This window comes from Pseudomonas sp. B1(2018), assembly GCF_003097365.1.
Lineage (GTDB): Bacteria > Pseudomonadota > Gammaproteobacteria > Pseudomonadales > Pseudomonadaceae > Aquipseudomonas > Aquipseudomonas laurylsulfatiphila.
On the sequence record NZ_PYUK01000013.1, the window covers coordinates 142,976 to 159,591 of the forward strand.

The 16,616-nt window shown below is 59.3% G+C and carries 15 protein-coding genes and 1 pseudogene; 3 read left to right on the forward strand and 13 right to left on the reverse strand.

Annotated features, from left to right (window positions below; genetic code table 11):
* Window positions 1-49: 49 nt before the first annotated feature.
* The 5 genes from C9422_RS20710 to C9422_RS20730 all read right to left on the reverse strand — a co-directional run bounded on the left by C9422_RS20710 (window position 50) and on the right by C9422_RS20730 (window position 5,212).
* On the reverse strand, window positions 50-784 hold the full coding sequence (locus C9422_RS20710) for an amino acid ABC transporter ATP-binding protein (RefSeq protein WP_007975082.1): 735 nt from the start codon (window positions 782-784) through the stop codon (window positions 50-52).
* Window positions 781-1,452 carry an amino acid ABC transporter permease gene (locus C9422_RS20715; RefSeq protein ID WP_116581959.1) on the reverse strand — a complete coding sequence of 224 codons (672 nt, stop codon included), beginning with the start codon at window positions 1,450-1,452 and terminating at the stop codon, window positions 781-783. The genes C9422_RS20710 and C9422_RS20715 overlap by 4 nt, the downstream gene beginning before the upstream one ends.
* Window positions 1,452-2,198 carry an amino acid ABC transporter permease gene (locus C9422_RS20720; protein WP_007975080.1) on the reverse strand — a complete coding sequence of 249 codons (747 nt, stop codon included), beginning with the start codon at window positions 2,196-2,198 and terminating at the stop codon, window positions 1,452-1,454. The genes C9422_RS20715 and C9422_RS20720 overlap by 1 nt, the downstream gene beginning before the upstream one ends.
* 193 nt (window positions 2,199-2,391) lie before the next feature.
* The gene (locus C9422_RS20725; RefSeq protein WP_116581995.1) at window positions 2,392-3,306 is read right to left on the reverse strand and encodes a glutamate/aspartate ABC transporter substrate-binding protein; all 915 of its coding nucleotides are present in this window, start codon (window positions 3,304-3,306) and stop codon (window positions 2,392-2,394) included.
* 277 nt (window positions 3,307-3,583) lie between these two features.
* Window positions 3,584-5,212 (reverse strand): glucan biosynthesis protein D, encoded by a 1,629-nt coding sequence (locus C9422_RS20730; protein ID WP_116581960.1) that lies wholly within the window; start codon window positions 5,210-5,212, stop codon window positions 3,584-3,586.
* Between the two features lie 418 nt (window positions 5,213-5,630).
* On the opposite strand from C9422_RS20730, the gene C9422_RS20735 reads away from it, so the two are divergent.
* Window positions 5,631-5,816, forward strand: coding sequence for a hypothetical protein (locus tag C9422_RS20735; protein ID WP_007975077.1), 186 nt, complete (start codon window positions 5,631-5,633; stop codon window positions 5,814-5,816).
* Window positions 5,817-5,991: 175 nt separating this feature from the next.
* On the opposite strand, the gene C9422_RS20740 is transcribed toward C9422_RS20735, so the two are convergent.
* Complete coding sequence (locus tag C9422_RS20740) at window positions 5,992-6,498, reverse strand: Bro-N domain-containing protein (RefSeq protein ID WP_116581961.1); 507 nt, start codon at window positions 6,496-6,498, stop codon at window positions 5,992-5,994.
* A gap of 438 nt (window positions 6,499-6,936) precedes the next feature.
* On the opposite strand from C9422_RS20740, the gene C9422_RS20745 reads away from it, so the two are divergent.
* Together C9422_RS20745 and C9422_RS20750 are read left to right on the forward strand one after the other, a co-directional pair.
* Entirely contained in the window at window positions 6,937-8,187 is a 1,251-nt protein-coding gene (locus C9422_RS20745) for an ATP/GTP-binding protein (RefSeq protein ID WP_116581962.1), read from the forward strand.
* A 3-nt stretch (window positions 8,188-8,190) separates the two neighbouring features.
* Window positions 8,191-8,817, forward strand: a complete 627-nt coding sequence (locus C9422_RS20750) for an RloB family protein (RefSeq protein WP_116581963.1) — start codon at window positions 8,191-8,193, stop codon at window positions 8,815-8,817.
* Between the two features lie 2 nt (window positions 8,818-8,819).
* On the opposite strand, the pseudogene C9422_RS20755 reads toward C9422_RS20750, so the two are convergent.
* From C9422_RS20755 to ydcS, 7 genes and pseudogenes are all read right to left on the reverse strand, one after another.
* Window positions 8,820-9,113: pseudogene (locus C9422_RS20755) on the reverse strand (spermidine dehydrogenase); the annotation flags it as partial.
* A gap of 86 nt (window positions 9,114-9,199) precedes the next feature.
* Entirely contained in the window at window positions 9,200-10,684 is a 1,485-nt protein-coding gene (locus C9422_RS20760) for an APC family permease (protein WP_116581964.1), read from the reverse strand.
* Window positions 10,685-10,913: 229 nt separating this feature from the next.
* The gene (locus tag C9422_RS20765; protein WP_116581965.1) at window positions 10,914-12,338 is read right to left on the reverse strand and encodes a gamma-aminobutyraldehyde dehydrogenase; all 1,425 of its coding nucleotides are present in this window, start codon (window positions 12,336-12,338) and stop codon (window positions 10,914-10,916) included.
* A 159-nt stretch (window positions 12,339-12,497) separates the two neighbouring features.
* Window positions 12,498-13,307 (reverse strand): ABC transporter permease, encoded by an 810-nt coding sequence (locus C9422_RS20775; protein ID WP_102699051.1) that lies wholly within the window; start codon window positions 13,305-13,307, stop codon window positions 12,498-12,500.
* On the reverse strand, window positions 13,297-14,244 hold the full coding sequence (locus C9422_RS20780) for an ABC transporter permease (protein ID WP_007975063.1): 948 nt from the start codon (window positions 14,242-14,244) through the stop codon (window positions 13,297-13,299). The genes C9422_RS20775 and C9422_RS20780 overlap by 11 nt, the downstream gene beginning before the upstream one ends.
* Before the next feature lies 1 nt (window position 14,245).
* Window positions 14,246-15,283: an ABC transporter ATP-binding protein gene (locus C9422_RS20785; RefSeq protein ID WP_007975061.1), complete on the reverse strand. Its 1,038-nt coding sequence runs from the start codon at window positions 15,281-15,283 to the stop codon at window positions 14,246-14,248.
* 174 nt (window positions 15,284-15,457) lie between these two features.
* Window positions 15,458-16,609 (reverse strand): putative ABC transporter substrate-binding protein YdcS, encoded by a 1,152-nt coding sequence (gene ydcS / locus C9422_RS20790; protein WP_116581966.1) that lies wholly within the window; start codon window positions 16,607-16,609, stop codon window positions 15,458-15,460.
* Between the last annotated feature and the right edge of the window lie 7 nt (window positions 16,610-16,616).

A 16,616-nucleotide genomic window follows, 5' to 3' on the forward strand; every position in this document is an offset into this window, starting at 1 on the left:
TCAAAAGATCGCAGCCTGCGGCAGCTCCTACAGGGGCGGCGGTGTGGCTTTAGTGCTGCAGAATCTTGTTGAGGAAGTGCTGCGTACGCTCGGCACGGTGGCTGATGTCGCCGAAGAACTCTTCTTTCTTGCAGTCTTCGATGATCTTGCCGGCGTCCATGAAGATCACCCGGTCGGCCACTTTACGGGCGAAGCCCATTTCGTGGGTCACGCACATCATAGTCATGCCTTCGTGGGCCAGTTGCACCATCACGTCGAGCACTTCGTTGACCATTTCCGGGTCCAGCGCCGAGGTCGGTTCGTCGAACAGCATGACGATCGGGTCCATCGCCAGCGCACGGGCAATCGCCACGCGCTGCTGCTGACCGCCGGACAGTTGGCCAGGATGCTTGTGGGCGTGAGCCGAGAGGCCGACGCGCTCGAGCAGTTGCAGGCCTTTCTTGGTGGCTTCTTCCTTGCTGCGGCCCAATACCTTGATCTGCGCGATGGTCAGGTTTTCGGTGATGGTCAGGTGCGGGAACAGCTCGAAGTGCTGGAACACCATGCCCACGCGCGAACGCAGCTTCGGCAGGTTGGTCTTCGGGTCGGCGATGGAGGTGCCGTCGACCACGATGTCACCCTTCTGGAAGGGTTCCAGGGCGTTGACGCACTTGATCAGGGTCGACTTGCCGGAACCGGATGGCCCGCACACCACGATCACTTCGCCTTTTTTGACCTCGGTGCTGCAATCAGTCAGAACCTGGAAGTCCCCATACCACTTGTTGATGCTTTTGATAGAGATCATACGGCGAACCTTTTTTGCAGACGCTTGACCAGCTGCGAGGCGGCAAAGCTGATGATGAAGTACACGAGACCCGCGAAAATCAGGAACTCATTGGAGCGGCCAATGATGTCGCCACTGGCGCGCGAAGCATTGAGGAAGTCCACCAGGCCGACGGCGTAGACCAGCGAGGTGTCCTGAAACAGGATGATGCTCTGCTGCAGCAACAGCGGCGTCATCTTGCGGAACGCCTGCGGCAGGATGATCAGGCGCATCATCTGGCCGTAAGACATGCCCAGGGCTTGGGCTGCGCCCATCTGGCCCTTTGGAATCGACTGCACACCGGCGCGGACGATTTCGCAGAAGTACGCCGCTTCGAACATCATGAACGCCACGATGCACGAGGCGAACGCGCCGATCGGCGTGTCTTCGCCGGTGATCCAGCGCAACACGAACGGCACCGCCAGGTAGAACCAGGTGATCACCAGCAGCAACGGGATCGAGCGGAAGTAGTTGACGTAGGCGCCGGCCAGGTTCGACAGCAGTTTGCCGTGGGACAGGCGGCACAACGCCAGGATGGTGCCGAGGATGATCCCGCCGACCACGCCCATGGCCATCAGCTTGAGGGTCATGAGCATGCCGTTCCACAGGCCCGGCAGGGACGGGATGATGCCCGAGAAGTCGAATTCCATCATTTACCCCCTACGGAGATCAGGCCCGGTACGGCGACTTTCTTCTCGACCAGGCGCATCAGCAACATCAGGCTCATGTTCAAGGTGAAGTAGATCAGCGTGGCCAGGGTAAAGGCTTCGAACAGGTTGGCGGAGAACTCGGCGGTCTGTTTGGTCTGCGCAAGCAACTCCATCAAGCCGATCAGCGAGGCCACGGAGGTGTTCTTGAAGACGTTCAGGAACTCCGAGGTAAGCGGCGGAATGATGATCCGGTAAGCCTGGGGCAGCAGCACATTCCAGTAGATCTGCGGCAGCTTGAAACCCATGGCGCGGGCCGCGGATTCCTGGCCTTTGGGCAGGGCCTGGATGCCGGTGCGCACCTGTTCGCAGACCCGGGCGGTGGTGAACAGGCCCAGGCACACGACGACGCTGAGGAAGGCCGAGGTGGTCGGGTTCAGATCCTGCTTGTACCACTCTTGCAGGTCCGCCGGCAGCAGGTCGGGTACCAGGAAGTACCAGATGAACAGCTGAACCAGCAGCGGCACGTTACGGAAGAGTTCGACGTAGCAGGTGGCGATGCCCGATACGATGCGGTTCGGCACGGTACGCATGACGCCCAGGATCGAGCCCAGTGTCAGGGCGATGATCCAGGCCGCGATGGCGATGCCGATGGTCCAGCCCAGACCGGACACGTACCAGTCGAAATAGGTCTCGCTGCCCACGCCGGTGGACTTGAAGAACACGCCCCAGTCCCAGTTGTAATTCATTAGGGTCTCCCCTCGGATTCGATCGATGTACAAATGCCCGCTTGGGGGAAGCTCCGTTCCCGCCTGTCCTTGGGGGACAGGCACACGCGCTCGGCTCGACAGCCACCGGTTCGAGTGTTTCCAGAAATGCCAGCAGGGAGTGCATTCCCCTGAAAGGGCTACGGCCCTTTCAGGGGATAAGGTTAGTCAGAAATCAGGACTTCTTGTCGTCAGCCGCTTTATCAGTCGGATTGGCGATCAGGGCCTTGAGCTCGTCGCTCATCGGGAAGTTCAGGTTCAGGCCTTTTGGCGGGATTGGCTGCATGAACCATTTATCGTAGATCTTGTTGATCTCGCCCGATGCGTAGGTGGCCTTGATGGCGTCATCTACAGCCTTTTTGAAAGGCTCGTCGCCCTTGCGCACCATGCAGCCGTAGATTTCGTAGGACTGTGGAGTGCCGGTCACGGCCCAGTCGCTGGCCTTCTTGGCCTTGGCCGCTTCACCGGCCAGCAGGGCGTCGTCCATCATGAAGGCTACAGCGCGGCCGGTTTCCAGCATCTGGAACGACTCGCCGTGGTCTTTGGCGGAAATGACGTTCATGCCCATCTGCTTGTCGGCGTTCATCGCCTTGAGGATGCGCTCGGACGTGGTGCCGGCGGTGGTCACGACGTTCTTGCCGGCCAGGTCAGGGAAATCCTTGTACTTGGAGTCTGCCTTGGACAGCAGGCGAGTACCGATTTCGAAGATGCCGACGGAGAAGTCGACCTGCTGCTGACGCTCGACGTTGTTGGTGGTGGAACCGCACTCGAGGTCCACGGTGCCGTTCTGCACCAGCGGGATACGGGTTTGCGAAGTCACCAGGTTGTATTTCACCTGGAGGTTCGGCATGTCGAGGTCCTTTTTCAGGGCTTCGACGACTTTCAGCTGGATGTCGTGGGAGTAGCCGACCGGTTTGCCGGTAGCATCCGCAATATAGGAAAACGGAATGGAAGCGTCGCGATGGCCCAGGGTGATGGTGCCGGACTCTTTGATCTTCTTCAGGGTGCCGGTGAGTTCGGCGGCGAAAACCGGAGTGCTGATCAGAGCGGCAGCAATGGCTGCGCCCAGGATATGGGGAACGATGCGCATCAAATTTTCCTCGACTTTGTTTTTTTTATGGAGCCAGTTCATCGGCCCTTTTGTGCTGCAAAACACCTGAGCGCTACGATGAGTGAGCGCAAAGGACATTCGTCGAAGAAGTGTAGAGCATGACTCGTGCCAGACCAGCCGCTATTAGTCAAAGTGTTGATTTATAAGGAAATTAAGTTTTTATTGCGCTGAAGTATCAGTGAAATGATCCGGTTAACCGAACCGACCAACAGGTCGCGTTCGGAAAACCGAATGGTGGCAGGGTGCTACCTGATCATCAGGTGTACTTGCGCTTGTCCGGCGCTGGCGGGAAGTACTGGTACAACCAGGTTTCACTCAGCGTGCGGTCGTTGGTGCGGATGAACAGGCGCAGCTCGACGGGCTCCACGCTGTCATTGGTCGGGTACCAGTCAAACAGGACACGGTAACCCTTGATGTCATCGAGCTTGAGCACGCTGAAATCCTTGACCTCGCCATTCGAGCAAGTGACCACCGGCTCGATGCCCGCGCCCTCGGGCAGGCGGTCCAGACCGCCGCCGGTGAAGTCCACGGCAAAACGACGGGCCCAGACGGGCGGGTAATGCTCGCCCGGCGCCCAGCCTTCGGTGAAACCGCCCATCCCGGAACGGGTGGCGTTGACCCGCGCCAGCGGCGTGCCGACCGGTGGCAACGCGCTCCAGTAGAGCTTGTAGCCGTAGTTCAGCGAATCGCCGGCAGCCACCGGTTTCTTCGGAGTCCAGAAGGCGACGATGTTGTCCATGGTCTCGCCGGTGGTAGGGATTTCCAGCAGATCGACGGAGCCTTCGCCCCATGCGGTGGTCGGTTCGACCCACAGGCTCGGGCGGCGGCTGTACCAGTCGACGGTGTCCTGATAGCTGGCGAACTCGTGGTCGGTCTGCACCAGGCCGAAACCTTTCGGGTCCTTGTCGGCGAAGGCATTGAATTGCAGGGTCGCCGGGTTGTTCAGCGGGCGGCAGATCCACTCGCCGTTGCCGCGCCACATGGCCAGGCGGTCGGAGTCGTGGATTTGCGGGTGAATGGTGTCGCACATGCGGCGTTCGTGGGTACCGCAGCTGAACATGCTGGTCATCGGTGCGATACCCAGTTGATCGATGGCGGTACGGGCGTTGACGTGGGCATCGACCTCCATCACCACGCGCTCGGCCTGGCAGTCGATATCAAAGCGGTAGGCACCGGTGGCGCTCGGCGAGTCGAGCAGGGCGTAGACCACGAAGCGGGTGCTGTCCTTGTCCGGTGTCTCGAACCAGAACTTGGTGAAGTCGGGGAATTCTTCGCGCTTCTTGGCGTAGGTGTCGATGGCCAGGCCGCGGGCCGACAAGCCGTACTGGCCGGTGGCGTCCACCGCACGGAAATAACTGGCGCCAAGGAAGGACACGACGTCGTGCTTGTCCAGCTCCGGGGCCTTGAACAACTTGAAGCCGGAGAAACCCAGGTCGCCCTTGAGCTGTGCGGTGTCGACCGTGGTGTTTTCATAGTTGAACAGCGACGGGCGGAAATGCACCTCGCGGGCCATCCGGGTTTTCGGGTCGACGCTGTACATGCGCACCGGCTGCTTGAAGCCCATGCCGACGTGGAAGAACTGCACGTCCAGTTGGCCCTTGAGTTCTTTCCACAACGAATGATTGCCGTCGTAGCGGATCGCATTGAAGTTCTGCGGCGTCATGGTCGCCAGGGTCGGCGGCAACTGTTGCTTGGTGTCCTGGTAGCGATTGCTGGCGAGCTGTTTGGCCTGGAGCTTCAGCGCCTCGAAATCGAATGCGCTGGCCTCGCCATCAGCGGTGTCGCCGCTGGCGGCCCAGGCTTGGGCGGCCAACAGACCCGTGGCGGACAAACCGGTGTAGGCCGCGATGGCCATGGAGGCTTTGAGCAAGTTCCTGCGGTGCATAAATACAACCTGTCGTGAGCAATCCCGCGCCGTTCCTGGCACGTGCTGGATCAGAAAATACGGTTCGGACATGCCTTCGGCCAAACGCAACGGACTGTAGAACAGATGCCCGACAGCTTAAACCGTTCGATTGCAGAGCAAAATTGATTGATGGCACAGCGCCGGTTCGGCAATGAAACAAGACATGTCGGGAAACAATTCCGACAGGGGTTTCTGATTTACAGGGCATTTCTGCTTTTTTCGACTAATTACTCTAAAAACCGCTTTTCAGCGCCCGGAAAATTTCTATTCTGTGCACATGACCGGTTTATGCCCTTCGGACCGGTGCGGTTCAGCGGGCACCCAGCGGCTGCTGAAAAAGGGATAGGGCGATGCGGTTTTTGCAGTTTTCTTTGACGTATAGAGAAGGACATCGTCCATGTCGAAAGTACAAGGCATCACCGAAATGTTGGGAATCTTTCCATGCCTGGCCATCGGGCGACGCAGGCGCCGGCTTAATAACGAGGAAATGAAACTGGTGGAGCGGTATAGGGAGTTGTCGGAGAGCGACAGGATCGCGATGAGGTATCTGGTGGATGCGATGAGGAGTGTTTCGCGGTTTTGAAGCAGGGTGGGTTACCGTGAGAGCCATTTGGCTTTTACGGTAGCCAGATCCATCAACTTGCTGTGGCGAGGGAGCTTGCTCCCGCTGGGTCGCGCAGCGGCCCTCGCTTTACCTTCAAAACGAGGACTGCTTCGCAGTCCAGCGGGAGCAAGCTCCCTCGCCACAGGTCATGTATTCAAGCCCTAAAAGTCGAAGAAGGTCGCTGTCCGTGCATCAGCTCAGGCACATCACGCCACTTCACCCAGGCCTGTTGTTGCCAGTGCAGCAGCGGCACAGTGACGCCGGCCCAATGCACCGAACTCAGGCTCGGGCGGTTTTCCACAGGTGTGGCGCTGGTTTCCCGCATCATGGGTATGACTTCGTTGCTCAACCACTGGCGCAGGTTGCGGTTTTCCGGGACGAAGTGGTGAACCAGCAAGGCGTACATGCCTGATTCGCTGACCATCAGTGTTTCAACCGTTTTGCCGTCCTTGAGCAGACACACGCTGCGACGTTGGTCGGGATCGAGTTTCAGGGTCAGGCGTTCATTGAGTGGTTTGCCCATCAAGCGACCCAGATCCTGGGCGCAGAACCAGGCTTGGTTGTTTTGCATGAAAGCATGGAGGAAGCGGTTGTGACGGGTGAAGACTTTAGGGATGAAGCAGGAAGGAATTTCAGTCGGATGTGATGTGTGCTTGTGCATTTTTCGACTCCATGTTGAAAAAGGAGCCGCCACTAATCCTTCGACAGATTTGGGTGGCGGACCGTGCGGCGTTCGAAGTCGGAACATTCTCGATCAACATGGAAGCCGAGAGGCCCGCGCCACACGGCCCGCCATAACGCGAAACTGAAAGGCAAAAAAATGCCCCAGCTCATATGGGGGCGCGGATGCGCCATGTTGATAAGTTCCGGCTTCGACTCCGGGCCGCTGATTTGGCAGCGACGGAATGAAGCCTATCGGTCAGGCGCTCGCGGCGCCAAGTCTACTCTGGCGACGCCTGCTGTAGGAATCGGCGCCGCTATCCGAAGGTGCGATCTGTAGGATTTTTCTGTTTTTACATTGGCTGCAGAGAAGCGGCACCTGAAGCGCGTTTTTTCCTTTATGTATTCGAGTCCAGCAAACGAACTGCAGGTTTTTTCCATGCTGATCGAATTCTCGGTTTCCAATTACCGTTCGTTCCGTGACAAGCAAACCTTGTCCATGGCGGCGACTCCTCTCCTGAGCAAAACGCGTAATACATTCAAGCCGCCCTGCGCAGAAAAGCTCCCCGACCTGTTGAAGGTGGCTGCGATTTACGGCCCAAATGCTTCCGGCAAGTCTTCATTGGTCCGCGCGATGGGGGTCGTCGGGCGCTTGCTTGCCATGGAAACCAATCCAAGCGACGCGTTGCTATCGGTTTCGCCTTTTCGTTTTGATCGCGCGTTGAAGGATGCGCCCAGCGTATTTGAATACAACTTCATTCAAGGAGGGCAGCGCTATCGGTTTGTGCTGGGGTTAACTGGGCAGCGGATCGTCAAAGAGCAGTTGCTCTCTTATCCAGGAGGGAACGAAACGCTTCTGTATGACCGCCAATTCGACGCCGAAGGGGAGCGTTATGTTTTCGGGACGGCGCTGGAGGGCGGGAAAGAAGTGCATGGCGCCTGGCGGCGTCTGACGAGCCCAAAAATGCTCTTCCTCGCGCAGGCCGTGAAGAACAGCAATGAAGAAATGACTCAGTTGCGAATGCCGTTCAGTTGGTTCCAAACCGGACTTCTCGTGGTCGAGCAGAACAGCATGATGGAGCTGTCGACGGCGTCGATCCGATTTCTTCAGATGGTGTCGAGCCATACGAACGATCTTCGGGACTTTCTCAAGGCATTGGACATTCCGGTCTCTATCATTGAGCTCAATTCAGACGAGGTCGATGCCGTTCAGAACAATAAAGAACCTACCTTGAAGGAGATCTTCGCTGCGGTTCAAAAGAACAAGGTGACCCTCACACATTCCAGTCATTTAGGTGCTGCGGAGTTTGATTTTTCGGAGGAGTCGTGCGGTACAAAGAACCTGATTGGCTTTTGGTTGCCCTGGTTCATGATGAATCAAGCGGGGGGTAGCGGAGTGCTTTGTGTCGATGAACTCAACAGCAGCCTTCATCCCGACATCGTCGCTGACTTGATCGACAAGCATCTGGACAGTGGCCTCAATACCCAGCTGATTTTTACAACGCACGACACTCATCTGATGAACGAAAAGATTTTGCGGCGGGATCAGTTCTGGATTACCGAACGTGATGCCAATGGCGCGACCAGTTTGTTTTCCATTCACGATTTTGAGGGGGGCGAAAGTGAGGATGTCGAGAAGCGCTACTTTGAAGGCCGTTATCGCGGGCTACCGTTGATAAGGCAGGGCTGAGCAATGGTGAGTTCAGGCAAGTTATTTGATCGCAGGATTTCACGGTACAAGCCTCAACCTAAAGTGTTGGTGCTCTGTGAAGACAGCAAGTCAGGAAAACGCTATCTGGAGGAGGCTGCCTTTTATTTTCGGGCCAAGGCCCAAGTGGAAATTGCTCACTGCGGCGTCACACATCCGAGTGGCATTGTTGAGCGAGCAATCAGCCGGCAGAAGTACTTCGACAAAGTGTTTTGTGTATTGGATCGCGATACACACCTTTGCTTTCAGCGTGCATTGAATGTTGCGCAGCCTCATCCAAAGATCAAAGTCATTGCATCGTATCCCTGTTTTGAGTTTTGGCTACTGCTGCACTTTGGTTTCAACCGAAAGCCCTTCAGAGCTGTCGGGAAACATTCCCCTGGTGAGTTGGTGAGCAAGAGTTTGCGAGAAAAGCCAACCATGGAAAAATATGAGAAGGGCAAAGACATCAACTACTTTGCCCAGCTGTTGGGAGCGCCGTTCCAAACGGCAAGAATCTTGGCACCGAAGATCCTTGAGGACGTTGCCATCAGCGGCGAGCCAAACCCCAGCACCGAAATCCACTTGCTGATGGATGAATTCGAAAGCCTCTCCAAGCCGCAACCGATTTAACATCAAGCCCTGCCCGCATCGCTGTGGGCAGGGTGCTCAATCAGCCCACTTCCCCCCACCGCCCTATACGCCGCGTCCGAGTTGGCGATGCTCACCCGTCCAACCGGCTGACGGGCCAGGTTCATCAGTTTTTCGTTTTCGTCGGCATCGTCGTACAGGCTTTTGGAGAAGTACGCGTAGCCGTGTGACCAGCGGTTGACGGTGATGGCGAGGATGTCGGTTTCGCGGTTGAAGCCGCCAGGGCCGAGCATGCGTTGCAGTTGGTCACGCAGTTGCGTTTCCAGTTGCTCGAACGAAAAGTCGCGGCGGGTGATATCCATATTCAATCCTTGTTGATTCTTCAGATCGCCCCGGCACCACAACGGCACCGGGGCGAATGCCGTTACCGGCTGACTTTCCACGCATCGCCCGCCGGGGCGGTGCCGTGGTCATACGGCTTGGCGATCCACATGTAGAGCAGGCCCAGGCCAATCACGATGGCCGTGCTCAGTACCATGGCGTAGTTGATGTACCACGCGGCATCCGGTGTCCGTGGCCAGGCCATGTTGATAATGGCCCCGACACCATAGACCAGTGCGCCGATGTTCACCGCCCAGCCCCAGGCGCCGAGGGTGAATTTGCCGCTTGGTTTCCAGCCCTTCATGCGGGCGTACAGGGCCGCGAGCACGATCATCTGGAACGCCAGGTAGATGCCGATGGCCGCGAAGCTGACGATGGTGGCGACCGCATCCTGCAGGAAGAAACCGAGGATGATGATCAGCGCCGGCAGGACACCGGAGACGAACAGTGCGGCAACCGGAACCTGCGTCGTAGGGGAAATCTTCTTCAGCAGTCGGCTGCCGATGACCATTTCGTCACGGGCGTAGGAATACAGCAGGCGACTGGCCGCCGCTTGCAGACTGATGACGCAGGAGATGAAGGAAATCATCACCACGCCCATCACCACTTTCGAACCTACCGGCCCGAACGCGTTGTTGAGGATGGTGCTGACCGGGTCCTTGTCGGTGCCATTGATCACCGCTTGCATGTCCGGCACGGCCAGGATCAGCGCCAGGCAGGCGAACATCGCCGCGATGCCGCCGATGTAGATGGTCATGCGCATCGCCACCGGGATCTGCTTGCTCGGGTTCGGGGTTTCTTCGGCCACGTCGCCGCAGGCCTCGAAACCGTAGTACAGGAACATCCCCGCCAGTGAAGCGGTGAGGAAGGCCGGCAGGTACGAGCCGTCGACGCTGATATCGAAGGTGTTGAACAGCACGCTGATCGATTGATGACGCTCGAAGATCAGCAGGTAAACGCCCACGATGACTGCACCGACCAGTTCGCACAGGAAACCGAACATGGCGATGCGCGCCAGCACTTTGGTGCCGCTGAGGTTGACCAGGGTGGCGAACAGCGTCAGCACCAAGGCAATGACAATGTTGGTGTTGTTGTTCGGTTCAAAACCCATCATCGCGGCCAGGTACGGGCCGGCACCCACGGCAACCGCCGCGATGGTCACGCACAGGGCGATGGAGTAGATCCAGCCGACCATCCACGCCCAGCGCTTGCCCACCAGACGGCGGGCCCATGGGTACACGCCGCCGGAAATCGGGAACTGCGAAACCACTTCGCCGAAGATCAGGCACACCAGCAACTGGCCGCAACCGACCAGCAGATAAGCCCAGAACATCGGTGGCCCGCCCGCGGCCAGGCACAGGCCGAACAGGGTATAAACCCCGACGACCGGGGACAGGTAGGTGAAGCCCAGGGCGAAGTTTTCCCACAGGCTCATGCTGCGATTGAAGTTGGAGGTGTAACCCAGTTTGCGCAGTTGCTCGGCATCGCTGTCGGCAAGGACTGCAGAGAGATCGGGTGATGCACTCATGTGTGATTGCTCCGGAAAATCGGCAGATTTCGGATGTCCGAAACCGTGGCGGGGCCTTGAGGGCACCGCCAGGATCGGTGGTTATTGTTTTTTGGTGTTGCGGTGAATCCTTGATGTAAATCGCCGACATCATCCTTGTGTCTGCTGAAAAGATCGCAGCCTGCGGCAGCTCCTACAGGGTGTACGGCGCTCTTTGTAGGAGCTGCCGCAGGCTGCGATCTTTTCGCTGTTAATGCTTGAACATCACATGCCGCACAACGGTGTAATCCTCCAACCCATACATCGACATGTCCTTGCCATACCCGGACAACTTCTGCCCGCCATGGGGCATTTCGCTGACCAGCATGAAGTGCGTGTTGACCCAGGTGCAGCCGTACTGCAAGCGCGCCGACATCCGATGGGCGCGGCCGACATCGGCGGTCCACACGGAGGAGGCCAGGCCGTAGTCCGAATCGTTGGCCCAGCCCAGCACCTGCGCTTCATCGCTGAATTTGGTCACCGACACCACCGGCCCGAACACTTCGCGACGGACGATCTCGTCGTCCTGCTGGGCATCGGCCAGCACGGTCGGTTCGAAGAAGAAGCCATTGCCCTCGACAGCCTTGCCGCCAGTGATCAGGCGAATGTGCGGCTGGGCGATGGCGCGTTCGACGAAGCTGGCCACGCGGTCGCGATGTTGTGCGGTGATCAGCGGGCCGAGTTCGGTCGACGGATCGTCCTGCAAGCCGTACTTGATGCTGCTGACGGCGGCGCCGAGTTTCTCGACGAATTTCTCGTAGATGCCTGCCTGCGCGTAGATGCGGCAGGCGGCGGTGCAGTCCTGGCCGGCATTGTAGAAACCGAAGGTGCGGATGCCTTCGACGGCGGCGTCGATGTCGGCGTCGTCGAAGATGATCACCGGGGCCTTGCCGCCCAGTTCCATGTGCATGCGTTTGACGCTGTCGGCGGTGCTGGAAATGATGTTCGAGCCGGTGGCGATCGAACCGGTCAGCGACACCATGCGCACTTTCGGGTGGGTGACCAGCGGGCTGCCGACGCTAGGACCACGGCCGAACACCAGGTTGAGCACGCCGGCCGGGAAGATGTCGGCCGCCAGTTCGGCCAGGCGCAGGGCGGTCAGCGGGGTCTGTTCCGACGGCTTGAGCACCACGGTATTGCCGGCGGCCAGGGCCGGGGCGATTTTCCAGGCGACCATCATCAGCGGATAGTTCCACGGCGCGATGGAGGCGATCACGCCCACCGGGTCGCGGCGGATCATTGAGGTGTGGCCGGGCAGGTATTCGCCACCGGCCGAACCGCTCATGCAACGGCTGGCGCCGGCGAAGAAACGGAACACGTCGGCAATCGCCGGGATCTCGTCGTTCAGCGCGGCGCTGTAAGGCTTGCCGCAGTTGTCCGATTCCAGTTTGGCCAGCTCTTCGCCGTGGGCCTCGATGGCATCGGCGAGTTTGAGCAGCAGCAACGAACGCTCTTTCGGCGGGGTCTGCGACCAGCTGTCGAACGCGGCGTCGGCGGCGCGCACGGCGGCATCGACCTGGGCTTCGCTGGCTTCGTTGATTTCCACCAGTACACGGCCCAGTGCCGGGTTGAACACCGGTTGGGCGGGGCCTTCACCGTCTTGCAGTTGGCCGTTGATCAAGAGTTTGGTTTGCATGGCATTGTCCTCTTACAAGCTGTTCTTGTTTTTCTGTGGAAACCGGCCCCTGTAGGAGCTGCCGAAGGCTGCGATCTTTTGACTTTTCTTTTCAAAAACAAGATCAAAAGATCGCAGCCTGCGGCAGCTCCTACAGGGGGATTGTTGTGGGTTATTCGGTTATTTCCCGCCACTGCCCGCAACGCTTTCGCCGCCACGGGTCAGGTAATAGGCGCCGAGGATCGGCAGCATGGTCACGATCATCACCAGCATCGCCACGACGTTGGTCACCGGCACGTCTCGTGGGCGGCTGAGCTGGTTCAGCAGCCACAGCGGCAGGGTGCGTTCATGGCCGGCGGTGAAGGTGGTGACGATGATTTCGTCGAACGACAGGGCAAACGCCAGCATGCCGCCGGCCAGCAACGCCGAGCCGAGGTTCGGCAGGATGATGTAGCGGAAGGTCTGCCAGCCGTCGGCGCCGAGGTCCATCGAGGCCTCGATCAAGCTGTGGGACGTACGGCGCAAGCGGGCGATGACGTTGTTGTAGACGATCACCACGCAGAAGGTCGCGTGGCCGACGATGATGGTGAACATCCCCGGCTCGATGCCCAGTGTCTTGAAGGTCGCCAGCAACGCGATCCCGGTGATGATCCCCGGCAGGGCGATCGGCAGGATCAGCATCAGCGAGATGCCTTGCTTGCCGAAGAAGTCCCGGCGGTACAGCGCCGCCGAAGCCAGCGTGCCGAGGACCATGGCGATCAATGTGGCAATCGAGGCGATCTGCAACGACAGCTTGATGGCCTCGAGCACGTCCGGCCGGGAGAACGCCACGCCGATCCACTTCAGGGTGAAGCCCTTGGGCGGAAAGCTGAACGCCGCGTCTTCGGTGTTGAAGGCGTACAGGAAGATGATCAGGATCGGGAAGTGCAGGAACACCAATCCGCCCCAGGCGGCAATGCGCAGGCCTAATGAGGCTTTTTCAGAGTGCATCGAAGGCCCCCAGACGTTTGACGATGGACAGGTAGATGGCGATCAGCACGATCGGCACCAGGGTGAACGCGGCAGCCATGGGCATGTTGCCGATGGCGCCTTGCTGGGCGTAGACCATGCTGCCGACGAAGTAGCCGGGCGGGCCGACCAGTTGCGGCACGATGAAGTCGCCCAGGGTCAGCGAGAAGGTGAAGATCGAACCGGCGGCAATGCCCGGGATCGACAGCGGCAGAATCACTTGCATGAAGGTCTGGCGCGGCTTGGCCCCGAGGTCGGCGGAGGCTTGCAGCAGCGAGGGCGGCAGGCGTTCCAGCGAAGCCTGGATCGGCAGGATCATGAACGGCAGCCAGATGTAGACGAACACCATGAAGCGTCCCAGGTGCGAGGTCGACAAGGTGCTGCCGCCAACGCCCGGAATGCCCAGTACGAATTGCAGGACCGGTTCCAGCCCCAGGTGCTGCACGAACCACTGCGCCACGCCACCCTTGGCCAGCAGCAAGGTCCAGGCGTAGGCCTTGACGATGTAACTGGCCCACATCGGCATCATCACCGCGATGTAGAAAAACGCCTTGGTCTTGCCCGTGGTGTAGCGCGCCATGTAGTAGGCAATCGGGAACGCGACGATGGCGCTGGCAATCGACACGACAATCGCCATGCCCAGGGTGCGCAGGATGATGTCGAAGTTCGACGGCTGGAACAGCGCGGTGAAGTTCGCCAGGGTCAGGTCGGGGGTGACCGCCATGGTGAAGTCATCGAAGGTGTAGAAACCTTGCCACAGCAGCACCAGCAATGAGCCCAGGTAGATCGCGCCGAACCACAGCAGCGGCGGTACCAGCAGTAGCGACAGGTAAAAATTCGGCCGGCGATACAGCAGGTTGGAAAACCTGCGCAGCAGCGAGCCGCTGGCCGGAGATTGAGGGATAGCTACGGTGTTCATCTCACACCCCGCCTGCAACGGTGTCGTGCAACGGGATCATGGCTTCGCGTGCCCAACGTGCGCTGATGCGCTGACCGGTCTGGTGTTGCGCACTGGTGTCCAGCCACTGGTTGTTGGCCTTACTGATGTTCAAGGTCTGGCCGTTTTCCAGTTTCAGTTCATAGCGGGTGGCGCTGCCCTGGTACTGTATGTCGTGGAGCAAGCCGGTGACTTCGATTTCGTGGCTGGCCAGCGGGCCTTCGGCGAAACGCACGTGTTCCGGGCGAATCGAGAACGGCTGCGGATTGCCACTGATTTGCTTCGCCAGATCACCGCGGATCACGTTGGAGGTGCCGACGAATTCGGCGACGAAGGTGGTGGCCGGTTTCATGTACAGGTTGCGCGGGCTGTCGACTTGTTCGATGCGGCCCTTGTTGAACACCGCCACGCGGTCGGACATCGACAGTGCTTCGGTCTGGTCGTGGGTGACGAAGATGAAGGTGATGCCGAGCTGGCGCTGCAGTTTTTTCAGCTCGCTCTGCATTTGCTCGCGCAGTTTCAGGTCGAGTGCGCCGAGTGGTTCGTCGAGCAACAGTACGCGAGGACGGTTGACCAGGGCGCGGGCCAGGGCCACACGCTGGCGCTGACCGCCGGAGAGCTGCACCGGCTTGCGGTCGCCATAGCCGCCGAGGGCCACCATATCGAGTGCTTCTTCGGCGCGTTTCAGGCGTTCGGTCTTGCCCACGCCTTTGACTTTCAAACCGTAGGCGACGTTGTCGCGAACGTTCATGTGCGGGAACAGCGCGTAATCCTGGAACACGGTGTTCACGTCACGCTGGTACGGCGGCAGGCCGGCGGCCTCTTCGCCATGAATACGGATGGAGCCTGCGCTCGGTTGTTCAAAACCGGCAATCAGGCGCAAACAGGTGGTCTTGCCCGAGCCGGAAGGCCCCAGCATGGAGAAGAACTCGCCGTCCTGGATGTCGATGGAAACCCGGTCTACGGCTTTCACTTCGCCGAATTGACGGGAAACGTTGGTGAACTGGACTGCAAGCGTCATGGTGCGGTGCTCCAAAAAGGCGCGTTTTCTAAAAATTTGAATCAGTTGTGGCATCGAAAAGATCGCAGCCTTCGGCAGCTCCTACAGGATTTGCAGAAGGCTTCGGATCTTCGGCGCCTGCGGTCGCTGTAGGAGCTGCCGCAGGCTGCGATCTTTTGATCTTGAGAAGAGGGCTTAACGGCCGCCCATGATCGCGATGTAGTCCTGGGTCCAACGGCTGTACGGCACGAACTTGCCGCCTTCAGCCTGCGGGGTTTTCCAGAAGGCGATCTTGTCGAACTGGTCGAAACCGTTGGTCTTGCAGCCTTCGGCGCCGAGCAGTTCGCTCTCCTTGCACGCCGCCGGGACCGCTGGCAACGAGCCGAACCACGCCGCTACGTCGCCCTGGACTTTCGGCTGCAGCGACCAGTCCATCCATTTGTAGGCGCAGTTCGGGTGCTTGGCCTCGGTGTGCATCATGGTGGTGTCGGCCCAACCGGTGGCGCCTTCTTTCGGGATGGTCGAGGCGATTGGCTGTTTCTCGTTCATCAGGCCGTTGACCTGATACGGCCACGCGCCGGAGGCGACCACGCCTTCGTTCTTGAAGTCACTCATTTGCACGGTGGTGTCGTGCCAGTAGCGGTGGATCAACGGCTGCTGGGCGCGCAGCAGGTCGAGCACGGCCTTGTACTGGGCTTCGGTCAGTTCGTACGGGCTCTGGATGCCCAGTTCCGGTTTGGCGGTCTTGAGGTACAGCGCCGCGTCGGCGATGTAGATCGGGCCGTCATAGGCTTGCACGCGACCCTTGTTCGGCTTGCCGTCCGGCAGGTTTTCGGCATTGAACAGCACGCCCCAGGTGGTCGGCGCGGTCTTGAACACGTTGGTGTTGTACATCAGCACGTTCGGGCCCCACTGATACGGGGTGCCGTAGGTCTGCTTGTTGACCACGTACCAGGGTGCATCCTTGAGGCGTGGGTCGAGGTTTTTCCAGTTCGGGATCAACGCGGTGTTGATCGGCTGCACACGCTTGCCGACGATCAGGCGCAGGGAGGCGTCGCCTGACGCCGTCACCAGATCGTAACCACCCTTGGCCATCAGGCTGACCATTTCATCGGAAGTGGCCGCGGTCTTGACGTTGACCTTGCAGCCGGTTTCCTTCTCGAAACCGGTCACCCAGTCGTAGGCCTTGTCGCTCTCGCCACGTTCGATGTAGCCAGGCCAGGCCACAATATCCAGTTGGCCCTCGCCAGCCCCGACAGCTTTGAGCGGCTCGGCGGCCTGGAGGCTGGCACTGGCCAGCAGCGCGGTGGTGATTGCACTGAGCAGTGCGGTCTTGTGCACGAACATGGGAATT